This is a genomic window from Caulobacter sp. (assembly GCF_039596335.1).
GTDB lineage: Bacteria > Pseudomonadota > Alphaproteobacteria > Caulobacterales > Caulobacteraceae > Caulobacter.
On sequence record NZ_JBCNJZ010000002.1, the window covers coordinates 184,716 to 204,253 of the forward strand.

At 67.6% G+C, this 19,538-nt stretch carries 21 protein-coding genes; 7 read left to right on the forward strand and 14 right to left on the reverse strand.

Going from position 1 to position 19,538, the window contains the following annotated elements:
• Window positions 1-146: 146 nt before the first annotated feature.
• Window positions 147-1,523 (reverse strand): crescentin, encoded by a 1,377-nt coding sequence (creS, locus tag ABDW31_RS04910; protein WP_184715070.1) that lies wholly within the window; start codon window positions 1,521-1,523, stop codon window positions 147-149.
• Between the two features lie 159 nt (window positions 1,524-1,682).
• On the reverse strand, window positions 1,683-2,234 hold the full coding sequence (locus ABDW31_RS04915) for a carboxymuconolactone decarboxylase family protein (RefSeq protein WP_184715072.1): 552 nt from the start codon (window positions 2,232-2,234) through the stop codon (window positions 1,683-1,685).
• 221 nt (window positions 2,235-2,455) lie between these two features.
• On the opposite strand from ABDW31_RS04915, the gene ABDW31_RS04920 reads away from it, so the two are divergent.
• Window positions 2,456-3,355 (forward strand): hydrogen peroxide-inducible genes activator, encoded by a 900-nt coding sequence (locus tag ABDW31_RS04920; RefSeq protein ID WP_184715074.1) that lies wholly within the window; start codon window positions 2,456-2,458, stop codon window positions 3,353-3,355.
• Here the strand turns inward: ABDW31_RS04920 and ABDW31_RS04925 are convergent.
• The 6 genes from ABDW31_RS04925 to ABDW31_RS04950 are packed head-to-tail and all read right to left on the reverse strand — an operon-like array spanning window position 3,352 to window position 7,474.
• Window positions 3,352-3,810: a hypothetical protein gene (locus tag ABDW31_RS04925; protein WP_184715076.1), complete on the reverse strand. Its 459-nt coding sequence runs from the start codon at window positions 3,808-3,810 to the stop codon at window positions 3,352-3,354. The genes ABDW31_RS04920 and ABDW31_RS04925 overlap by 4 nt on opposite strands.
• Entirely contained in the window at window positions 3,800-4,567 is a 768-nt protein-coding gene (locus ABDW31_RS04930; protein WP_184715078.1) for an ABC transporter ATP-binding protein, read from the reverse strand. Before ABDW31_RS04930 ends, ABDW31_RS04925 begins: the two co-directional genes overlap by 11 nt.
• Window positions 4,564-5,373, reverse strand: coding sequence for an ABC transporter permease (locus ABDW31_RS04935; protein WP_184715080.1), 810 nt, complete (start codon window positions 5,371-5,373; stop codon window positions 4,564-4,566). Before ABDW31_RS04935 ends, ABDW31_RS04930 begins: the two co-directional genes overlap by 4 nt.
• Before the next feature lies 1 nt (window position 5,374).
• The gene (mlaD, locus tag ABDW31_RS04940; protein WP_184715082.1) at window positions 5,375-5,890 is read right to left on the reverse strand and encodes an outer membrane lipid asymmetry maintenance protein MlaD; all 516 of its coding nucleotides are present in this window, start codon (window positions 5,888-5,890) and stop codon (window positions 5,375-5,377) included.
• A 28-nt stretch (window positions 5,891-5,918) separates the two neighbouring features.
• Window positions 5,919-6,569: an ABC transporter substrate-binding protein gene (locus ABDW31_RS04945; protein WP_184715084.1), complete on the reverse strand. Its 651-nt coding sequence runs from the start codon at window positions 6,567-6,569 to the stop codon at window positions 5,919-5,921.
• Window positions 6,566-7,474: a VacJ family lipoprotein gene (locus tag ABDW31_RS04950; RefSeq protein ID WP_343698408.1), complete on the reverse strand. Its 909-nt coding sequence runs from the start codon at window positions 7,472-7,474 to the stop codon at window positions 6,566-6,568. Before ABDW31_RS04950 ends, ABDW31_RS04945 begins: the two co-directional genes overlap by 4 nt.
• A gap of 233 nt (window positions 7,475-7,707) precedes the next feature.
• Between ABDW31_RS04950 and ABDW31_RS04955 the strand changes: the two genes are divergently transcribed.
• Both ABDW31_RS04955 and ABDW31_RS04960 read left to right on the forward strand, forming a co-directional pair.
• Window positions 7,708-8,289: a PadR family transcriptional regulator gene (locus ABDW31_RS04955; RefSeq protein WP_184715088.1), complete on the forward strand. Its 582-nt coding sequence runs from the start codon at window positions 7,708-7,710 to the stop codon at window positions 8,287-8,289.
• A 14-nt stretch (window positions 8,290-8,303) separates the two neighbouring features.
• Window positions 8,304-8,588 carry a DUF2218 domain-containing protein gene (locus ABDW31_RS04960; protein WP_184715090.1) on the forward strand — a complete coding sequence of 95 codons (285 nt, stop codon included), beginning with the start codon at window positions 8,304-8,306 and terminating at the stop codon, window positions 8,586-8,588.
• Between the two features lie 7 nt (window positions 8,589-8,595).
• On the opposite strand, the gene ABDW31_RS04965 is transcribed toward ABDW31_RS04960, so the two are convergent.
• The 5 genes from ABDW31_RS04965 to ABDW31_RS04985 all read right to left on the reverse strand — a co-directional run bounded on the left by ABDW31_RS04965 (window position 8,596) and on the right by ABDW31_RS04985 (window position 14,780).
• A complete protein-coding gene (locus ABDW31_RS04965) occupies window positions 8,596-9,864 on the reverse strand; it encodes a family 43 glycosylhydrolase (protein WP_221444591.1) in 1,269 nt (422 codons plus the stop codon).
• Window positions 9,865-9,934: 70 nt separating this feature from the next.
• A complete protein-coding gene (locus ABDW31_RS04970; protein ID WP_184715092.1) occupies window positions 9,935-11,020 on the reverse strand; it encodes a GNAT family N-acetyltransferase in 1,086 nt (361 codons plus the stop codon).
• A gap of 132 nt (window positions 11,021-11,152) precedes the next feature.
• Window positions 11,153-13,330 carry a prolyl oligopeptidase family protein gene (locus tag ABDW31_RS04975; protein WP_184715094.1) on the reverse strand — a complete coding sequence of 726 codons (2,178 nt, stop codon included), beginning with the start codon at window positions 13,328-13,330 and terminating at the stop codon, window positions 11,153-11,155.
• 81 nt (window positions 13,331-13,411) lie between these two features.
• Window positions 13,412-14,200, reverse strand: coding sequence for a potassium channel family protein (locus tag ABDW31_RS04980; protein ID WP_184715096.1), 789 nt, complete (start codon window positions 14,198-14,200; stop codon window positions 13,412-13,414).
• Window positions 14,193-14,780, reverse strand: a complete 588-nt coding sequence (locus ABDW31_RS04985) for a hypothetical protein (protein ID WP_184715098.1) — start codon at window positions 14,778-14,780, stop codon at window positions 14,193-14,195. The genes ABDW31_RS04980 and ABDW31_RS04985 overlap by 8 nt, the downstream gene beginning before the upstream one ends.
• Window positions 14,781-14,839: 59 nt before the next feature.
• Between ABDW31_RS04985 and dapF the strand changes: the two genes are divergently transcribed.
• From dapF to ABDW31_RS05005, 4 genes are all read left to right on the forward strand, one after another.
• Window positions 14,840-15,691 (forward strand): diaminopimelate epimerase, encoded by an 852-nt coding sequence (dapF, locus tag ABDW31_RS04990; protein ID WP_184715100.1) that lies wholly within the window; start codon window positions 14,840-14,842, stop codon window positions 15,689-15,691.
• On the forward strand, window positions 15,607-16,515 hold the full coding sequence (locus ABDW31_RS04995) for an SDR family NAD(P)-dependent oxidoreductase (RefSeq protein ID WP_184715102.1): 909 nt from the start codon (window positions 15,607-15,609) through the stop codon (window positions 16,513-16,515). Before dapF ends, ABDW31_RS04995 begins: the two co-directional genes overlap by 85 nt.
• On the forward strand, window positions 16,512-17,843 hold the full coding sequence (gene mtaB / locus ABDW31_RS05000; RefSeq protein WP_184715104.1) for a tRNA (N(6)-L-threonylcarbamoyladenosine(37)-C(2))-methylthiotransferase MtaB: 1,332 nt from the start codon (window positions 16,512-16,514) through the stop codon (window positions 17,841-17,843). The genes ABDW31_RS04995 and mtaB overlap by 4 nt, the downstream gene beginning before the upstream one ends.
• An 89-nt stretch (window positions 17,844-17,932) precedes the next feature.
• Entirely contained in the window at window positions 17,933-18,829 is an 897-nt protein-coding gene (locus ABDW31_RS05005; protein WP_343698409.1) for an endonuclease/exonuclease/phosphatase family protein, read from the forward strand.
• Here ABDW31_RS05005 and ABDW31_RS05010 read toward each other — a convergent pair.
• Window positions 18,826-19,464 (reverse strand): trimeric intracellular cation channel family protein, encoded by a 639-nt coding sequence (locus tag ABDW31_RS05010; RefSeq protein WP_184715106.1) that lies wholly within the window; start codon window positions 19,462-19,464, stop codon window positions 18,826-18,828. The genes ABDW31_RS05005 and ABDW31_RS05010 overlap by 4 nt on opposite strands.
• Window positions 19,465-19,538: the final 74 nt, after the last annotated feature.

Below are 19,538 nucleotides of genomic sequence, written 5' to 3' on the forward strand. Positions count from 1 at the left end.
CTACAACCCCTCTCTCTGTGAGAGAGGGGTTTTGAACGTCCGCTAACCACCCCTTCTGGAGGTTCGCGCACCCGCCCGTCAGACGCAGAAACGCCCGCGAACCTCTCGGCTCGCGGGCGTTCTGATCTTCAAGCTTGATGCGGCGGTTACGCCGTTTCCTGCATGTCGCCGTCGCTGGCGCCCAGCAGGGCCATCTGCAGGCGCGAGCGGTCGCGGCGGGCGGCTTCCAGGGCGCCTTCGGCCAGCGCGGCTTCCGAGGTCAGGCGCTCGATCGTGGCCTGCAGTTCGGCGACCTTGTCCTCGTGTTCGCGACGGACCTGGTCCTGGGCTTCCTGCATGGCGTCCAGGCGCGTGCGCAGCTGCTGAGAACGTTCCTCGGCTCGCTTGAGGGCCTTGTCCTGGGCGACGGCGCCCTTGGCCAGCTGGTCGGCGCGCTCGATGGCGGTGGCGCGGGCGGTGTCGACGCCGGCGTGACGCTGACGCAGGCCTTCGGAATCCTCTTCCAGCGTACGGATACGTTCCAGGGCGCGTTCCAAGGCGACGTTGAGGTCGCCGGCGCGGCGCTCGACCGCCTTCTGGTGCGCGCTGGACTCGGCGAGACGGGCCGAGATCTGGCCGTTCATCTCCTCCAGCTTGTCGGCGCGGCCCGAGGCGGTCTCCAAGCGGGTCTGCAGGGCCGAGATCTCGGCGCGGCCGGCTTCGACCTGGCCTTCCAGGCCACGGATGATGCGGCCGGTGTCGGTTTGGTGGGCGTGCAGGGCGTTCTCGGCGGCCTGGATGCGGGCGCGTTCGCCGGCCAGCTGGGCTTCCAGGTCGGTCTCGATGCGCGAGAGGCGGGCGACGTCGACGCCGGCTTGGTCGACGCGCTTCTTCAGCGTGGCCGACTCCTCGGCCAGCAGGGCGTTGTCCTGATTGGCGCGGGCCAGGGCGGCCTCGGCGTCACCACGACGGGTGTCGATGTCCTGGCTCTGGATACGCAGGCTTTCGACGTCCTGGGTCAGGTGCTCGATGCGGCTGGTGGCGTCGCGCAGCGAGGCGTCGAGGCTGGAGACCTTCAGGTCCGACTGCAGCAGGGCGTTGCGCAGGCGGTCGATCTCGAGGGCGTTGTCTTCCAACGCCGCGTCCTGCGTCTGGCGGCGGGCGTCGGACTCGCCCAGGGCGGTTTCGGCGGCGGCCAGGCGGGCGCTGACTTCGCGTTCTTCGGACTGGATCTGGGCGACTTGGCGCTGAGCCTGGTCGTAGTTGGCGCGCAGCGCGATCAGTTCGGCGTGCTCGGCGCGGCGGGCTTCGAACTCCTGGGCGACGGGACCGCGGATCTCGGAGATCAGCGGCTCGATAGCCTTCAGGTGCTCCATCACGCGGCCGATGCTGTCGAGGCCGCCGTGGATGGTCTCGTAGCGCTGACCGATGGCCTGGGTGGACTCGATCTGGTGCTGCACGATCTCGGTGCGCGCGTCGTCGTCCCCGAGCACGGTCGGCTTGCCATTCTTGGCGTCGCGCGAATTCTTCGACAGCAGTCTCATGTGCCCACTTTCGCCCCGTGCGGACCCTAGCCCCTCCCATCGGGAGGTTGCGGAGCCGCGAATCTCTTACCCAGAGGTTAACAACTTAGTTTACGGACAGGATGAATGTCGAGGGGCCGGGACCGTAAACGGGGCGCGACGGGGCGTCGCGCCTGGCTTTCAAACGCCCGAAAACTGGGGACGATCCAGGGATTCGACCGCCAGAACCTTGGCGGCGGCGTGGACGACGGCCGCGATGCGCAGGGCGGCCTGCACCTGGATCGGCTCGGCGCCGCGCCGACGAAGCTCGGCCTCGTGGCTGTCCAGACAGGCCCCGCAGGCGTTGATCGCCGAGACCGCCACGCACCAAAGCTCGTAGTCGACGGGATCCACGCTCGGGTGGCGCAGCCGGTTCATGCGCAGGCGCGAGGGCAGATGGTCGTAGTCCGCCGTCGCCATGATGTGCAGGGCGCGGAAGTAGACGTTGTTCATGGCCATGATCGCCGCGGCGGTCTTGGCGGCCTCGAAGGCGTCCGGCGACAGGCCGGCCTCGCGGGCGGCGGTGGTGACGGCGCGCAGAGTTTCGGGTTCGCCTACGGCGCAGGCGCTGGCCAGGAAGGTCCCCCACTTGGCTTGATCGGACAGCACGCGCTCCTCGGCCAGGACCGCGAGGTTGGTGGCGATGTCCTTGGCGTAGGCGGGCAGCTGGGCGCTGAGGGCCGAAATCGGCATGGGACCTCCTGAGGTTGGAAGACCCTTAGCATCGGGGGTGTGGGGCGTCCCGGTCCGCGCCGCGAGGGAGACTGGGCGCAGACCGGGACCTGGCGGGACGTTCGAAGCCGGTGGGGGAGAAGCCTCGAACCGTTCGCCTTGAAGCTTTCGTACGCCCTCGCCCGAAACACATCCAATCGATAGTTTTTGGATTCTTGATAGATTGATCCTATCTTATGGCCATGCTCCCGACCCTTCGCCAGCTGCAGTATCTCAAGCTCCTGTCCGAGCATGGCTCGTTCAGCCGGGCGGCCGAGAACGCCCACGTCACCCAGCCGACCCTGTCGGCCGGCATCCAGGAACTGGAAAAGATCCTGGGCGCGCCGGTCGTCGATCGGGCCCGCTCGGGCGTGATCCTGACCGCCGCCGGCCAGGAAGCGGTGCGGCGGGCTGAGGACATTCTGGCCCGCGCCGAGGACCTGGTGCAGGCCGCGCGCGGGGCCGGCCAGCCGTTGGCGGGCCGTTTCCGTCTGGGCGTGATCCCGACCGTGGCCCCCTATCTGCTACCGCGCGCCCTGCCCGTCCTGCGCGACCGTTTCCCCAAGCTGAAGCTGTTCCTGCGCGAGGACCTGACCCAGCGGCTGATCGGGGCCCTGAAGAGCGGCGCCCTGGATGCGGCCCTGATCGCCCTGCCCTACGACATGTCCGGCCTGGACTGGGCCCATGTCGAGGACGACGAACTCTTGGCCGCCGCCCCGGCCAACCACCCGATGGCGGCTTCGACCCGGGTCGATCCGGCCAGCCTGGAGGGCGACGACCTGATCCTGCTGGAGGACGGCCACTGCCTGCGCGACCACGCCCTGGCCGCCTGCGGGCTGGAGCCGCCGCGTGGCGTGGGCGACGAGGAGAGCTTCGCGGCCACCTCGCTGCCAACCCTGGTGCAGATGATCGGCTCCGGCCTGGGCGTGTCGTTCCTGCCGGCCATGGCGGTCGAGGCGGGTCTGGTCGACCGCGCCTCAGTCACCGTGCGGCCGCTGGCGACCGAGCATCCCAGCCGCGAGATTGTGGTCGCCTGGCGGGCCGGGTCCAGCCGCTCGGTCGAGGGCCGACTGCTGGCCGAGACCCTGCGCGAAGCCCCTTAAGGCGCAGCGAGTTTAGCGCGAGCGCCCTGCTCCACCTGGTCGATGCCCTTCAGGACGTCGTCGGTGTGGTCTAGCGAGTGGTTGAAGGCGCGAAGGTCGCCCAGGTCGATCTTGCGGATCAGCTTGCTGCGCGACCATTCCAGCCCGATCAGCTGACCCAGGCGGCAGGCCTTGGCCAAGGCGGTCTGGCGCTGGGCCGGCGCGCTCCGGGCCACCAGCTTGCCGACCATCTCGTTCCAGTTCGGCGAGCCGGGGATGCAGCGGGGGATCTGTGGGTCGCAGGATCCCGTCCAATAGCGGCGGTACCACAGCGCGTGCGTCGGCGTGTCGAACCGTCCGGGCGAGACGCCGACATGGGCCTGGCAATCGCCGCGGATGAAGCTCTGGGCTTGCGCGCCCGCTCCGGAGAGCAGGCTCGCTGTGAAGAAAAGGACGCCGGCCGTCCTAGACCGCATGCGAGATCGGCCCTTCGGCGCGACCTTCGACGAACTGGCGGACGTAAGGGTTGTCGGTGGTGTGCAGCTCGGCGGCCGGGCCGCGCCAGATGATCTTGCCGTCGTGCAGCATGGCGATCTCGTCGCCGATCGTCTGGGCGCTGGCCAGATCGTGGGTGATCGACACGGCGGTCGAGCCCAGGCGACGCACTTGGTTGGAGATCAGCTCGTTGATCGCCGCGGCCGTGATCGGGTCCAGGCCCGTGGTCGGCTCGTCGAAGAATAGGATCTCCGGCTGGGCGACGACGGCGCGGGCCAGGCCAGCGCGCTTCTGCATGCCGCCGGACAGTTCGGACGGGTAGCGATCAGCGACGGCCGGAGCCAGGCGCACCTGCTCCAGCGCCTCGATAGCGCGCTCCTTGGCGATCTTGCGCGAGACACCATCGGCGTTCAGCAGGCGGAAGGCGACGTTCTCCCAGATGGTCAGGCTGTCGAACAGGGCTGCGCCCTGGAACAGCACGCCGATCCGCGAGAACAGTTTGCGCCGTTGGCCTTCCGAGAGGCCGACGATGTTCTTGCCGTCCAGCTCGATCTGGCCGGCCTCGGGGCGCAGCAGGCCCAGGGCCGTCTTGATCGTTACCGACTTGCCCTGGCCCGAACCGCCGATGATCACCAGCGACTTGCCGGGCGCCACCGACAGATCCAGACCGTCCAGCACCGCGCGGCCGCCGAAGCGCTTGGTCACGCCCTTCCAGGCCAGTTTCGGAGTCTGGGTCATTGGGCGGCGTGGGTGAAGAAGGTGGTCAGGAGGTAGTCGGAGGCGAAGATCAGGATCGCCGAGGAGACCACCGCGTGGGTCGTGGCCCGGCCGACGCCCCGGGCGCCGCCCGAAGCGTTGTAGCCGTGATAGCAGCCCATCAGCGTGACGATGAAGCCAAACACCCCGGCCTTGATCAGGCCCGAGATGATGTCCCAGCTTTCCAGGAAGCTGATGGTGTTGCGGATGTAGACGGTCGGGCTGAAGTCCAGCACACGGGTCGCCACTAGCCAGCCGCCGGCGATACCGATGGTGTCGGCCACAGCGGTCAGGATCGGCAGCATCAGCACGCCGGCCAGCAGGCGCGGGCCGACCAGATAGCGGAACGGATCCGTCGATAGGGTGCGCATGGCGTCGATCTGCTCGGTGGCGCGCATGGCCCCGATCTCGGCGGCGATGGCGGCCGAGACCCGGCCGGCCAGCATCAGGGCGGCCAGCACGGGACCCAATTCGCGGGTGATCCCCAGGGCCACGATCTGCGGCATCACCTGCTCGGCGTTGAAGCGGCCGCCGCCGGTGAAGATGTTCAGGGCCAAGGCCGCGCCGGTGAAGACAGCGGTCAGGCCCACGACCGGCAGCGAGAAGAAGCCGATGGCCACGATCTGACGCCACAGCTGGCCGAAGAACCAGGGCGGGGTCAGGGCCGCGACGACGCCGCGCACGGCGAAGACGCCGACGCCGCCGACCGTGCTGATGGCGGCCAGTGTCGAGCGTCCGATCGCCCGGACGGGGTTGGGCGCGGCCTTGCGGGCCGCCTGGGCGGTCATCTCAGTAGCTCTCGGCCGGTTGCGTGGCCGGGTTGGCCGCAGCCGGAGCCGCCGCCGCGTCATCGTCGCCGCCTTGCGGGCGGATCACCGAACCGATCAGGCCGAAAATGTCCACGGCGCCTTGGGTGTTGTCGATCTCGCCGCCCGGCTTGAGGTCTTCCATCGACCCGCCCGGGGCGATGGCGATGTGCGCCCCGCCCAGCAGGCCGTCGCTGGTGATCTTGGCCGTCGAGTCAGCCGGCAGCTTGACGTTCGGGTCCATGCTCAGCTTAGCCACGGCCAGATAGGTCTTGGGCTCAAGCGTCACCTGCGAGACCGTGCCGACCTTGACACCGGCCACAGTCACCGAGGCGCCGGGCGCCAGGGAGCCGGCCTCGCCGAACTTGGCGCTGATCTCGTAGTTGCCGCTCTTCACGCCGACCCCGCCGACGCTCAGCGAGTAGGTCAGGAAGCCCGCGGCAAGTGCGAGCACGACGACGCCCATGGCCGTTTCGGCCCATTGTTCGCGCAAAGCCATATCCCCTTAGTCCGCGATCCAGCCGCTCTTAGCGACGGCTCGAACCGCCCTTTTGTAGTTGATTGATGAGCACCTCGACATTGCCGCCGGCGTTGTCGATCGTTGAGACGAAGTCCTGTTGCTGGGTGATGGCCAGCCAGACGCCCTTGAACTGGACGTCGACGACCTTCCAGGTCTGACCGTTGCCGAGCACGCGCCAAGAAACAGGCAGGGGCGACTTGATCTGACCGCCCGAGATCGTGGTGTTGACGATCACGTCGCCCGGCTTGCGGACCACCGAACCGGTAACGGTGAGCTTTTCGCCGCGATAATCGTCGATGCGGTTCTGGTAGACGTTCTCGGCATAAGTCCGGAACACCGGCGTGAAGCGAGCCCGCTGGGCGGGTGTGATAGTGCGGGCGTACTTGCCCAGCACGAAGTTGGTGATGCGCGGCACATCGGCCAGCTCGTCCACCGCCTGCTTGAAGATCTGCTTCTTCTGGGCGTCGGGCATGCCCTTGTTGGCCAGGACGCTGATCACGCGCTGGCCCTTGGCCTGCACGAAGGCCTCGGCGCCGGCGTCGCGGGCTTGAGCGAAAACGGGACCGGCCAGAGCCAGGGCGCCGATGAACGTCAAAAGCGCGGCGTTGGCGCCGCGCCGGGTGGGGGAGGTGGTCATGGTTCTACCGATAAGGATCATGGAGTGGGCGGCGCGGGCGGAGCATCCGCGGGCGGCGTGTCGAAATCAGGGAGATCTTCAGTTTCGCCGGTGGCCTCGCGAATGAAGGCTTCGCGGAACTGGGTGTAGGCCGAACGCGCGGTGGCGTAAGGGTCGTTGGAGTCCTTCACGGCGCGCAGGGCCGGATCGGCCTGGGTGCGGGCGTCCAGGATGGTGGCGGCCAGGCGCGCCTTGCCGAAATCGGTGTTGAAGCCGCCGCCGACCATGCGGACGGGGTCTGTGACGATGTCCAGCGCGCGGCCGACGCCGTCGCGCACGTTCATCGGCCCCATGACGGGCACATAGAGGTAAGCGCCGGGTTGGGCCCCCCACGTGCCGAAGGTCTGGCCGAAGTCGGCGGCGCGCGGCGGCAGGTTCATCTTGGCGGCCACGTCGAACAGGCCCAGCACGCCGATCGTCGAATTGACCAGGAAGCGGGTGGTCGAGCGCATGGCCCGCTTGGGCTTGCCCTGCAGCACGTGGTTGATGACGGTGTTGGGCTCACCCAGATTGTAGACGGCGTTGCTGACGCGATCGCGGACCACTTCAGGCGTCACGGCCATGTAGCCGTGGGCGATGGGGCCCAGCAGAACCTTGTCGACGCCCATGCTGAACTTGAACGAGGCGCGATTGGCGCCTTCCAGCGGATCGTTGACGGTCAAGGCAGCGCTGTCGTCGGCGATTGCCGGTGCGGCGACGGCGGGGGCAGGGACGGTCGGAACCTGTTCCTGGGCCTGCTCCTGGGCGTGAGCGGCAGGGGCGAGCGCCAGCAGACTGGCGGCCGACATCAGCCCGACGGCGACGGCGAAACGCCGGCCGGCGGCCTTGCGGCGCGGGCTCTGGGGCTGGTCGCTCAAGCTGATGCTCCTGCTTCTGATACGCGGCATGTATTCACGACCTCCTCCGTATCAAGATTGACCCGGAGATTTCGGTCACGCTGTGGCCGCTATACCTCAGGTCGTTTCCCGTTCGGCGAGGGGCGGGCAGCGTAAGGCCATTTGCGCTCGGAAGCTAGAGCGTAATTCATCCGATGCAACCAGATATATCGAAATAGGCTTGACGTTTGATGGTTTCGATATATCTATAATTTCGATATAACGAAACAGGATCTAAAACACATATGTTTGGACGACACCATCATCACCGCCGGGGCCACTGGGCCGCTCATGGCGGTGAACATCACGGCCGACACCCCTTCGGTTTCCATGGCGAACACGGCGGTCCGCGCGGCCGCGGCGGTCGCATGGGCCGGTTCTTCGACCACGGCGACCTGCGCTTCGTGGTTCTGAAGCTGATCGCCGACAAGCCCAGCCACGGCTACGAGCTGATCAAGGCGATCGAGACGGCGGCCGGCGGCGCCTATACCCCCAGCCCGGGCGTGGTCTACCCGACCCTGACCCTGCTGGAGGAGCTGGGCTACGTTACGGCGGGCGACGCCGGCGGCGGCAAGAAGCTCTACACGATCACCCCCGAAGGTCAGGAATTCCTGGCCGGCAACGCCCAGCCCGTCCGTTCGCTGTTCGAGCGCATGGCTGAGGCGGCTTCTGCCAGCGCGGCCTTCTCGCCGCAGATCCTGCGGGCCCGCGAGAACCTGAAGACCGCCCTGCGCCTGAAGCTGCACGGCGGCCAGCTGACGCCTGAGCAGATCAGCGCCGTGGCCAAGGCCCTGGACGACGCCGCCGGCGTCATCGAATCCATCTGAGAGGAGCGGCGATCATGGAAAGCCACGCCCGCGTCGCTACTGAAAGCGCCGCCCGCTACATGACCCAACTGGCCAAGCATTGGAGCCACAAGTTCGAGGTTCAGTACGACGCGACCACCGCCACCTTCCCGCTGCCGGCGGGGACGTGCCAGATGGTCGCCCATCCGGACGGCCTGGACATCACCATCGAAGCCGTCGACGGCGAAAGCCTGGCCAGGCTGGAAGACGTGGTGGCCGTCCACCTGAACCGCTTCGCTCACCGCGAGGGCGAGCTGCAGTACGGCTGGACCCGAGCCTAGCTCGTCGTTAGGCGAAGGGCTTGAAAGGCTGGTCGGCCGAGGCGACGACGCGGCCGGCGTCGTCGAATGTCACGGCGATCAGGCCCGGCTTCTCGCGGAACGGCATCTGTTCGTCATTGCCGAAGAAGGTCTGCCACCAGCGGCCCGTCTTGTCGCGGAACAGGTTGCCGCCGCCGCCGCCCGGCGGGCCCTCGTGGCGTCCGGAATAGGGGCCCAGAAGCTTGTCCGAAGAGGCGAACCAGAAGGAGTAGCGCCCTTCATCCTTGTTGCACGCGCCGACATAGTAGCGGCCGTTGGCCTTGAACAAGGTCACGCCCTCGAAGCCGACCCGGCGCAGCGGCTTGCCGTTCCGCTCCGCCTTGGGATCGATGCCGGAGTCGTCGAAGGTCAGGTCCAGCCAGTCGCCGGCGAAGTCACTGAAGTCGGGTTTGATCTGGCGGATCCGCTCGCCCGCGCCCCAGGACAGATAGATCTTGCCGTCGTCGTCCTGGAACAGGGTCGAGTCGATGCCGCCCTTGATGGGTTGGTCCGACAGGACGTGGACATAGGGCCCCTCGGGGCGCCCAGTCTGGCTCTTCAGCACGCCGATGCCGACGCCGCTGATGCAGTGGCAGATATAGTAGTTGCCGCCCAGGAAGTGGATCTCCGGGGCCCAGATCGACCGGAACGGCACGCCGGCCCGGGCGGTCCAGTTCTTCTCCCAGGTTCCGTCGCGATCGATGCTCCAGACCAAGCCCAGATAGGTCCAAGTCTTGAGGTCGGTCGAGCGCCATAGCTCGACGCCGTCGTTCCGGGCCCAGCAGTTGTCGCCCGTGGTGCCGGTCATGTAGTAGGCGCCGTCGCCGCCCAGGCAGACGATCGTATCGCGGATGTGGACGTCCCAGATCGGCCGGATGGCGGGCAGCTTGCCGCTCTTCACCGCCGAGCCGGAATCCGCCGATCCCCAGGCCGCGGTCGGATAGGGGCGCGGCTTCGGACCCTTGTAGGCCACTTCCGACAGGCCCGAGATCCAGCCGCCGTCCTGGGTGGCCTTGGTCACCGCCTGGCCCGCGCCGCTGATCCCCGCATAGGGCCAATAGTCCTTGGCCGGCGGCGGGATGATACGGCGGCTGTTGTCCGCACCCTCCAGCTTCGGCGTCCCGGGCTTGGGGTAGGTGGGATAGAAGAGGGCCTGGGCGAAGGCGGGGCCGCCTGCCAGGCCCAGGGCCGCGGCGCTCAGTCCGGTCAGCAGCGACCGTCGATCCAGGCGCGAGCCCGTCGTGTCCTGGCGTTTCATCTACCCCTCGTACAGGCTTATTACTCCGACAATTACTGCCGGCAGCGGTCCTGTCAAATGGGGGAGGGGATCAGTGCAAGCCGCGCAGCAGGTCCATGCGCCGCATGGCCTTGCCGGGAAGGTCGGAGATCCGGCCCAGCGGCAGGGCCTCGGCCATGCTGCGCACGCCATAGGCGGCGTGACGGAACAGGCTGGGCATTGAGGGCGAGCCCAGGAAGCCGAACACCACGGTCTGGCGTGCGTTGGAAAGCTCCCGCTTGAAGCGGTAGTCGCCGGTGCCCAGGTCCAGGCGCATGTAGGGCGTGCCGTCCATGCTCTTCAGGATGTCCTGGAACAGCATCAGGCCCGGCGAATAGCGCTCCAGGTCGGGATTGTGGGCGATCAGCCAGCCGTGGATCGTGTGTTGGCCGCGCAGATGCAGATGCACCGCCGCCAGGCGCTCGCCCAGGTGCAGGGTGTAGAGCCCGCCGCCGAACTCGGCGTCGCGGCGCAGGAAGAGATCGTCCAGCAGCTTGTTGACCCACGAGGCCTTGAAGAGGTCGGTCTGGTGGGTCAGCAGCAGCTGCACACGCTTCCAGGCGATCAGCTGGTCGAAGGCCGCCCGGCTTTCCGACATGGCGGTGAAGCGGCAGGGGCCGATCTCGCGCTCGGCTTTGCGGCGCTTCTTGTCGATGTCCTTCAGCACCCCGACGCCGGCGGCTTTGCGCTCGGCGGCATAGGCCTCGTAGCCGTCCGGGGTCTCGATCACCCAGCTGTCGGCCTGGCCGCGCGCGTGGCGGCCCAGGGTCACGTCGTCGGCCATCATGTGGCAGAAGTCGATGCGCGCCGCGCCCAGCACAGACAGCAGCTCGCGTGGGTTCATGGTCGCGCCGGAGGCCGAGATCAGGGCTTGGTAGTCGCACATCGGCGCGCCGACCGGCATGGCCACGTCGTGGCGGACGCGTGTCGGCAGGAAGGCTACCGCCTCGCCCGTCGCGCCGCGCTCGATCGCCACCTTGATGGCCTGGCCCTTTTCGCATTGGGCCCGGGCCACGGCCTGGGTCCAATGCGGAGACAGGAAGGGTGAATCCAGGCGCGTCTGGCCACGCTGAAGCTCGCTCCACCGCGCGATGTCGGCAGGCGAGAGGTCCAGGGCGTTGACGACTTCGATAGGCAAGGGGGCGAACCCGTAAAGTTAATTACGGCGCATCCTGACGCCGATAACTTTCCTTAGGGTTGACGATACGGCGTTATGCGAAATTGAGGCGGCTCCATTTCTCGCGCAGAGACATCGAGCCGCCCGCCGTTTTCAGTCCATCAGCTTGCGCGTCAGGTAGATGAACTCCAGCGCCTGGCGACGCGCGGTCTCGGCCAGGTTGGCGCTGGCCGCGTGGCCGCCGTCGACGTTCTCGTAATAGAGCACCGGATAGCCCAGGGCCTCGAGCTTGGCCGCCGCCTTGCGGGCGTGAGCCGGGTGGACGCGGTCGTCCTTGGTCGAGGTCTCGATGAACACCTCGGGATATTTCTGGCCGGCCTTGAGGTTTGAATAGGGGTCGTACTTAGCGATGACCGCCCGCTCCGACGGTATGGCCGGGTCGCCATACTCGCCCACCCACGAGGCTCCGGCCCCGATCTGGCTGTAGCGGATCATGTCGAACAGCGGCACCTGCACGACGATGGCGTTGTAGAGCTCGGGCCGCTGGGTCAGGGCCACGCCCATCAAGAGGCCGCCGTTCGACCCACCCATCACGCCCAGGTGGCGCGGCGAGGTGATCTTGCGGGCGATCAGGTCTTCGGACACCGCGAAGAAGTCGTCATAGGCCTTCTGGCGATTTTCTTTCAGCGCCGCCTCGTGCCAGGCCGGGCCGAACTCGCCGCCCCCACGGATGTTGGCCACGACATACGTGCCGCCGCGCTCCAGCCACAGCTTGCCCATCACGCCCGAATAGGACGGGGTCATCGACACCTGGAAGCCGCCGTAGGCGTAGAGCAGCGTCGGGGCCGCGCCGTCATACTTCACGCCCTTGGGGTGGACGATGAAGTAGGGGACCTTGGTCCCGTCCTTCGACGTCGCCTCGAACTGCTCGACCACGTGGGTCGAGGCGTCGAAGCGCGCAGGCGAGGCCTTCACCTGCTCCAGCTTCAGCGTGGCGGTGTCGGCGATCCAGTAGGTGGTCGGGGTCAGGTAGCCGGTGACGGTGACGAACAGGCGGTCGTCCTTTTCCGACGCCGAGCCCAGGCCGATGCTGGAATTGGCGGGCAGGTCGAGCTTCTGCTGGCTCCAGCCCTTGGCGCCGTGGGTGAAGACCAGGGTCGCGCCCTTGACGTTGTCCAGTATGGCCACGACCAGCTTGCCGCGGGTGTTGGTCACCGACTCCACCGACTGCTTGGCGGTGGGACGGAAGATCAGCTGCGGCTTGGCGCCGGCCGGCTTGCCGTGGCCCAGGCTGGCGTGGGCGTCCACCGTCAGCGGGTCGATGTTGTACTCGGCGAGATCCCCGACTTTGAGGCCGTGTTCGGGCCAGTCCTGTTCCAGCAGGAACACCAGGCGACCGTCGACGAAGGTCTGGATCGAGCTCTTGGCCGGGAAGGGCAGGCGGGCCGCGCCCATCGGGGTGATCAGATAGTCTTCGCTCTCGAAGAAGGTCACGCCGCGGTGGGCGATGACGCCCATCACCTTGCCGTCTGGATCGCGCAGGACGTAGGGGCTGACCGACACGTCGGTCTCGGTCCCGCGATAGACCTCCTGGGCCTGGTCCAGGCTCTGGCCGCGCTTCAGCGTCTTCAGCACATAGGCGTAGCCCGACTTGGTCAGCTCGCCGGACGTCCACTCGCGGGCAACGAGGAGTGTGTCCTTGTCCAGCCAGGTGTAGTTCTGCTTGCCCTCTGGCAGGACGAAGCCGCCCTTGGCCGGATCGACGAAGGTCTCGGTCGTGGTGTCGAACTCGCGAACCGTCACGGCGTCCTTGCCGCCGTTCGACAGGGTGACCAGGCAACGGGTGTCGTCCGGAGCCAGGCACGAAGCCCCCTTGAACACCCAGTTGGCGTTCTCGGCCTTGGACAGGGCGTCGATGTCGAGGATCGTCTCCCAGGCCGGCTGGTCCGTGCGGTAGCTCTCCAGCGTCGTCTTGCGCCAGACACCGCGGACGTGGTCCGCGTCCTGCCAGAAGTTGCGCAGCGAGCCGTCGCCGGCGAACGAGACCCCGGGCACACGGTCCTTGGCGTTCAGGATCGCCAGGGCCTGGGCCTCCAGCCCGGCATAGCGCGCATCGCCCTGCAGCACCGGTAGGGTCTTGCCGTTCTGGGCCTTGGCCCAGTCCATGGCGCGGGTCCCCTCGATCTCTTCCATCCAGAGGTAGGGATCGTCCTTGCCCAGCTCGGCCAGCGGTGTGCGCGCTTCAGCGGGTTTCGTGGTGTCGGCGGCGATCGCAGGGGTCAGGGTCATCAGACTCGTGGAAGCGAGGAGGGCGAAAAGCAGGTTACGCATCTAGTCATCCCGAAAGCGGCGCGACAGGGGAGGGGACCCTAGCGCAAAAATCGACCCTGGCCAGAGCTTGACCGGGGCCGATCAGAGCCCGTCGTCGGGGATGTTCAGCACGAGACCGCACGCCTTGCAGTGAACCGCGTCCGGATCGTGCCGGCGCAGGCCGCAGCAGGGGCAGGGGTGGATCACCTTGTGCGGCCGCAGGATCGACTGGATCAGGCCGATGAACAGCGACACTCCGCCCAGCATCACCGCGATCGACAAGAGCTTGCCCCAGGCGCCGGGCAGGGTGACGTCGCCATAGCCGGTCGTCGTCAGGCTGGTGACGGTGAAATAGAGGGCGTCGACATAGCCGTTCAGCCCCTCGTGCCGGCCGACGAAGCTCGTATAGACAAAGCCCGTCACCACGAAGACGAAGGTCAGCAGCGAACTGGCCGCGCGGGTGATGTCTTCGATCCGGGTGTCGTCATAGCGCCGGGCCACGGTGCGCCAGAAGAACTCGCTGTGGATCAGCGTCCACAGTCGCACCACCCGCAGGAAGCCGAAGTTGAACAGCCAGGCCGGGAACAGCAGGGTGGCCAGCACGAACAGATCCAGCCAGACGATCGGCTTCTTCAGCCAGGACTTGATGTCGCCGTGAGCGATGGCCCGCGCGCCCAGGTCCAGCGCCAGGAACAGCGCCACCCCATAGTCGATCAGGTAAAAGGTCACGCCGTGGTGCTGCATCAGCGGCGCGGCGATGAAGAAGGCGATGATCGCCAGGTCGATCAGGATCACCGCATAGCGGAACCGCACCGCCGTCGGCGACGCACCGTGGTAGAGGGCACGCAGCCGGGCGCGCAGGCGAAGCTCCTCGCGGACGGGCTCAGCCATTGTCGGCGACCAGGCGCAGCGGCGGACGAGCCTCGACCGGCTCGGGCGCGGGGCCGCCAACCAGCGCCAGGGCGGCCTCATAGGCGCCGCCGAAGTCGATCCGGGTCACGTCCTCCAACGACCGGGCGGTGGCGCGCGCGTCCCAGATCGCGTCGGGTCCGATGTCCTGCATCCAGACCACGCCGCCGTCCACGCGGACGACCGCGCCGATGTAGCTGACATTCTTGTCGGTATGCACCGTGACCATCGGGAACAGGACGCCGGCGGTCGCCAGGATATCGCTGACGCTGTTGAGCGCCACGGGCGGCGTCTCGGGCTGGACTTCGCCCAGCTTCTCCAGCGCCGCTTCCATGAATTCGGAATAGGCCGCCGGCCGCAGGTTTCTGATGTCGGCCAGCCGATAGCAGCCGAAACCGTTGAACCGGACGTGATCGCTGACCTCAGCGAGCATCACGAAGGCCGGCCCGATCCCGACGACGTAGCCGTTGACCCAGCCGTCCTCGAAACGGCGGTGAAAGCGCATCAGCGTGCGCTCGCCCATGGCGCTGGTCAGCTGCTCGCGAATATCCTTGGCCGTCATGCTACTGCGTCGTCCCGCTGCGGTGCATTTTGCACGGCTTTCCACTATATAGCCGCGTCATGAGCCGCACCTTCCTGAAGATGAACGGGCTCGGCAACGACTTCGTCGTCATCGAGACCGCCACCCAAGCTTTTGAACCGACCCCCGAGGAGATCCGCGCGATCGCCAAACGCGGGGACGGCGGTGTCGGCTGCGACCAGGTCATCGCCATCGATCCGCCCAAGGCGGCGGGCGCGGCGGCCTATGTGCGGTTCTGGAATTCCGATGGCGACGAGATCGGCGCCTGCGGCAACGGCACGCGCTGCGTGGCGTGGCTGCTGATGCAGTCGTCGGGCAAGGAGGCCGTGGCCTTCGACACCAACGCCGGGCGCCTGTCGGGCGTCGCGGCCGGCGAGAAGCTGGTCACGGTCGACATGGGCCCCCCGGCCCTCAACTGGGACCAGATCCCGCTTTCGGAAGAGATGAACACCGAGCGCGTGGAGCTGCAGGTCGGTCCGATCGACGCGCCGCTGGTCCACACGCCGGTCTGCGTCTCGATGGGCAATCCGCACGTGGTGTTCTTTGTCGATGCCCCGGTCAGCGATGAGTTCGCCACCAAGACCGGCAGTCTGGTCGAACACCACCCGCTCTTCCCAGAGGCTGTAAACGTCGGCTTCGCGCACATCGCGGCGCGCGACCACATCCAGCTGAAGGTCTGGGAACGCGGCGCGGGCCTGACCCTGGCCTGCGGCACCGGCGCCTGCGCCGCCCAAGTCGCCGCCGTGCGTCGCGGCCTGACCGACCGCAAGGCGCGCGTCCAGTTCGAGAGCGGCTCGCTGGTCATCGAATGGCGCGAGAGCGACGGCCACGTGATCATGACCGGCCCCGTCAGCATGGACTTCGCCGGCAAGCTCGAAGGGGTGGCTGCATGACCGTCCATCCCGCCATCGCGGCCGGTAAGACCGCCGTCATCACCGGCGCGGCCGACGGCATCGGCCTGGCCGCGGCCAAGATCTTCCGACGCCTGGGTCTGAATGTCGTCATGGCCGACATCACCGGCCGCAAGCTGAAGACCGAAGCCGAGGCTATCGGCGCCCTGGCCGTGCCGACCGACGTCTCGGACCGCGCGGCGGTCGAGGCGCTGAAGGCCGCCGCGATCGAGGCCTATGGCAGCGTCGACGTGCTGATGAACAACGCCGGGGTCGGTGGCGGTGGCGACGCCTTCGCCGGCGACGACGCCTGGAAGCGCATCCTCGACGTCAACCTGTGGGGCGTGATCAATGGCGTGCAGGTGTTCGGCGAAGAGATGGCCGCCTCGGGCAATCCCGGCCTGATCATCAACACAGGCTCCAAGCAGGGCATCACCCAGCCGCCGGGCGACACGGCCTACAACGTCTCCAAGTCGGCGGTGAAGTCGCTGACCGAAGGCCTGGCCCATACCCTGCGCGAGACCGAGGGCTGCCAGGTCAGCGCCCACCTGCTGGTGCCCGGCTACACCTTCACCGGCATGACCAAGCGCGGTCCGGGCGACAAGCCCGCTGCCGCCTGGACCTCGGAACAGGTCGTCGCGTTCATGCTGGAGCGGATCGCCGCCGGCGACTTCTATATCCTATGCCCGGACAACGACGTGTCACGCGACCTCGACAACAAGCGCATGGCCTGGGCCTTGGGCGACATCATCGAGAACCGCCCGGCCCTGTCGCGCTGGCACAAGGACTGGAAGGACGCCTTCGCGGCGTTTGTCGAGAAGCCGTGACGACCTACACCGTCATCAAGGCGACCCCGAAGCCCAAGCCCGAAGTGGGCGAGGAGGGCGGTCCCGCGACCACCCTGTCCGGTCCGGACGGCGTCGACGTCGTCACCTTCGGCTGCCGCCTGAACGCCTATGAAAGCGAGGCCATCCGCGCCCGCGCCGCTGCCGATGGCCTGTCGGACGCGGTGGTGTTCAACACCTGCGCCGTCACCAACGAAGCCGTGCGCCAGGCCCGCCAGGCGATCCGCAAGGCCCGCCGCGAGCGTCCTGGCGCGCGGATCATCGTCACCGGTTGCGCGGCCCAGGTCGACGCCGCCGCCTTCGCCGCCATGCCCGAGATCGACCTGGTGCTGGGCAATGCCGAGAAGGCCGCCCCCGGCGCGCTGATCGATACCTCCACCCGCGTGCGGGTCAACGACATCATGTCGATCAAGGAAACCGCCGGTCACCTGATCGACGGTCTGAAGGATCGCGCCCGGGCCTATGTCGAGGTCCAGAACGGCTGCGACCACCGCTGCACCTTCTGCATCATCCCCTATGGCCGCGGGAATTCGCGCTCGGCCCCGGCCGGCGAGGTCGTGGAGCAGGTGCGCAAACTCGCTGCGGAAGGCTATCGCGAGGTGGTGCTGACCGGCGTCGACGTCACCTCTTGGGGCACGGATCTGCCCGGGACCCCGACCCTGGGTCAGCTGGTCGGTCGCATCCTGCGCATGGTTCCGGACCTGCCCCGGCTGCGCCTGTCGTCGATCGACGCCGCCGAGATCGATCCGGACCTTTTCAAGCTTCTCGAAACCGAGCCGCGCCTGATGCCGTATCTGCATCTGTCGCTGCAGGCCGGCGACAACCTGATTCTCAAGCGCATGAAGCGCCGCCACAGCCGCGAGGACGCCCTGAAGCTGGTCTCGGAAGTGCGCCGCGTGCGCCCCGACACCGCCTTCGGCGCCGACCTGATCGCCGGCTTCCCGACCGAGACCGACGAGGCGTTCGAGAACACCCTGCGCCTGGTCGAGGAGGCAGACCTGGCCTTCCTGCACGTCTTCCCCTACAGCGCCCGCCCCGGCACGCCGGCCGCGCGGATGCCGCCGGTGAAGGGGCCGCTGATCAAGGAGCGCGCTCGCCGTCTGCGCGAGGCGGGCCAACGCGGGCTGGAGCGGCACCTGCAGCGCCAGGTCGGCCGCACCTTGCCGGGTCTGGTCGAGCGCGAGGGCGTGGCCCGGGCCGACGACTTCACCGAGATCCGCTTCGAGGGCGAGGCCCCGCTGGGCGAGATCGTGGCCTTCCGGATCACCGGCCAAGACGGCGCGCGTGTGATAGCGGAGCGCGCCGCCTGATCCGCAAAGCCTGGGCACTTGTCGCGCTAGCCTTTCTGGCCGCCGCCCCGGTGCGGGCGAGCGAACCCGCGCCCAAGGACGCCGCGGGCGTGACCTTCAGCGTCATGACCTACAATGTCGAGGGGCTCCCCTGGCCGATCCGCAAGAAGCGCGGCTCGGCGTTGAAAAAGATCGGCCACGAACTGGCCGCCCTCCGCTCACGCGGCGAAGAGCCAGACGTTGTCCTGATTCAGGAAGGCTTCCGCGGTGAGATCTGGGACCTGATCGACGAGAGCGGCTATCCCTACGTGGCCCGAGGACCACGCAAGGGCCAGCGCGACAAGAACGTCTTTTCCAAGGGCGAGCGGCCCGAGTACCGGCGCGTCAAGTATCGCCGGTTGGGGGAAGGCTGGGGCAAGTGGGGCTCGAGCGGCCTTTGGGTGCTAAGCAACCATCCGATCGAGACGGTGACGTCTCACGCCTACCGCTACTGCGCGGGCTTGGATTGCCTGGCCAACAAGGGCGTGATGCTGGTCAGCCTCAGTGTTCCCGGCCTGCCAGCGCCGGTCGAGATCGCCAACACCCACTTGAATTCCCGCGCGGCCTCAGGCGTGCCTCGGCGACGGTCGACGGCGGCGCACCATTATCAAGCCGACGAGCTCAAGCGCTTCATGCAGACGGACCGCGCCCCGGGCGCGCCGCTGATCGTGGGCGGCGACTTCAATGTGATGAAGGCGCCCGACCGCTACGACTACGTCATGGCCGACTATCCTTTTGAGGTCGTCAGCCAGTGGTGCCACGCGCGCCCACAAGCCTGCGACACCAAGATCTCCTATGACGGCGATGCGCCGTGGCTCGACACCCAAGACCTGATCGGTTTTCTGGATGGCGAACAGGTCCTGGTCAGGCCGACTGCCGTCGAGGCGACCTTCGATGGCTCAGCTCAGCCGGTGCTGTCCGACCACGACGGTTACAAGGTGACCTTTCGGCTGACGCCGAAGGGCTAGGTCTCGTCCTGTTGGCTGAGAAAGCCCGGCAGGCTCCAGCCGAACAGGATGGCGCAGGCGCGCAGGGCGAAGGCGGCGGTGAAACCGGCGATGCCGGCCGGCCAGAACGGGACCTTCAGCAGCTGCAGCACCACGAACACCCCGGCCCCCAGCATGGCGGCGGTGATATAGATTTCGCGGCGTAGCAGCAGGTTTGGCTCCTCAGCCAGCACGTCGCGGATCACGCCGCCGAAGGCGGTGGTCAGCACGCCCATGACCGCGGCGGTGAACGGATGGACGCCCAGGCTAAGGGCCTTGGCGGTGCCGACCACGGCGTAGGCGGCCATGCCCAGCGCATCTAGCCACAGCAGGGCCCGGAACCGCCACCCCCGCTTGCCCAGCAGCCAGACCCCGGCGGCGGCGGCCAAACAGGCCAGGATGTAGCCGGGTCGCTGCACCCAGAAGACCGGCGCCCCGATCAGCAGGTCGCGCAGGGTGCCGCCGCCCACGCCGGTGATGGCGGCGAAGAATCCGAAGGTGATGACGTCATGCTTGCGCCGGGCCGCGGCAAGGGCGCCGGTTGCCCCGAAAACCGCCACGGCGGCATAGTCGAGCCAGAAAAGCGTGGTCCCCAAGGGGTCAAGCTGCACGTCCATGCCTGTCGATCCCCCTCCACGCCAACCCTGGCGCCAGTTCTGTGAACCATGACCCGGTAATATCCGATTTACAC

Coding starts and splice junctions, on each gene's coding strand:
- ABDW31_RS04965 (WP_221444591.1), bottom strand. CDS start 9,864: ATGAAACGCCAGGACACGACGGGCTCGCGCCTGGATCGACGGTCGCTG.
- ABDW31_RS04925 (WP_184715076.1), bottom strand. CDS start 3,810: ATGCGGTCTAGGACGGCCGGCGTCCTTTTCTTCACAGCGAGCCTGCTC.
- ABDW31_RS04920 (WP_184715074.1), top strand. CDS start 2,456: ATGCTCCCGACCCTTCGCCAGCTGCAGTATCTCAAGCTCCTGTCCGAG.
- ABDW31_RS05010 (WP_184715106.1), bottom strand. CDS start 19,464: ATGGACGTGCAGCTTGACCCCTTGGGGACCACGCTTTTCTGGCTCGAC.
- ABDW31_RS04975 (WP_184715094.1), bottom strand. CDS start 13,330: ATGCGTAACCTGCTTTTCGCCCTCCTCGCTTCCACGAGTCTGATGACC.
- mlaD (WP_184715082.1), bottom strand. CDS start 5,890: ATGGCTTTGCGCGAACAATGGGCCGAAACGGCCATGGGCGTCGTCGTG.
- ABDW31_RS04935 (WP_184715080.1), bottom strand. CDS start 5,373: ATGACCGCCCAGGCGGCCCGCAAGGCCGCGCCCAACCCCGTCCGGGCG.
- ABDW31_RS04980 (WP_184715096.1), bottom strand. CDS start 14,200: ATGGCTGAGCCCGTCCGCGAGGAGCTTCGCCTGCGCGCCCGGCTGCGT.
- ABDW31_RS04955 (WP_184715088.1), top strand. CDS start 7,708: ATGTTTGGACGACACCATCATCACCGCCGGGGCCACTGGGCCGCTCAT.
- ABDW31_RS04915 (WP_184715072.1), bottom strand. CDS start 2,234: ATGCCGATTTCGGCCCTCAGCGCCCAGCTGCCCGCCTACGCCAAGGAC.
- ABDW31_RS04945 (WP_184715084.1), bottom strand. CDS start 6,569: ATGATCCTTATCGGTAGAACCATGACCACCTCCCCCACCCGGCGCGGC.
- dapF (WP_184715100.1), top strand. CDS start 14,840: ATGAGCCGCACCTTCCTGAAGATGAACGGGCTCGGCAACGACTTCGTC.
- ABDW31_RS04995 (WP_184715102.1), top strand. CDS start 15,607: ATGGCGCGAGAGCGACGGCCACGTGATCATGACCGGCCCCGTCAGCAT.
- ABDW31_RS04950 (WP_343698408.1), bottom strand. CDS start 7,474: ATGCCGCGTATCAGAAGCAGGAGCATCAGCTTGAGCGACCAGCCCCAG.
- ABDW31_RS04960 (WP_184715090.1), top strand. CDS start 8,304: ATGGAAAGCCACGCCCGCGTCGCTACTGAAAGCGCCGCCCGCTACATG.
- creS (WP_184715070.1), bottom strand. CDS start 1,523: ATGAGACTGCTGTCGAAGAATTCGCGCGACGCCAAGAATGGCAAGCCG.
- ABDW31_RS04985 (WP_184715098.1), bottom strand. CDS start 14,780: ATGACGGCCAAGGATATTCGCGAGCAGCTGACCAGCGCCATGGGCGAG.
- ABDW31_RS04930 (WP_184715078.1), bottom strand. CDS start 4,567: ATGACCCAGACTCCGAAACTGGCCTGGAAGGGCGTGACCAAGCGCTTC.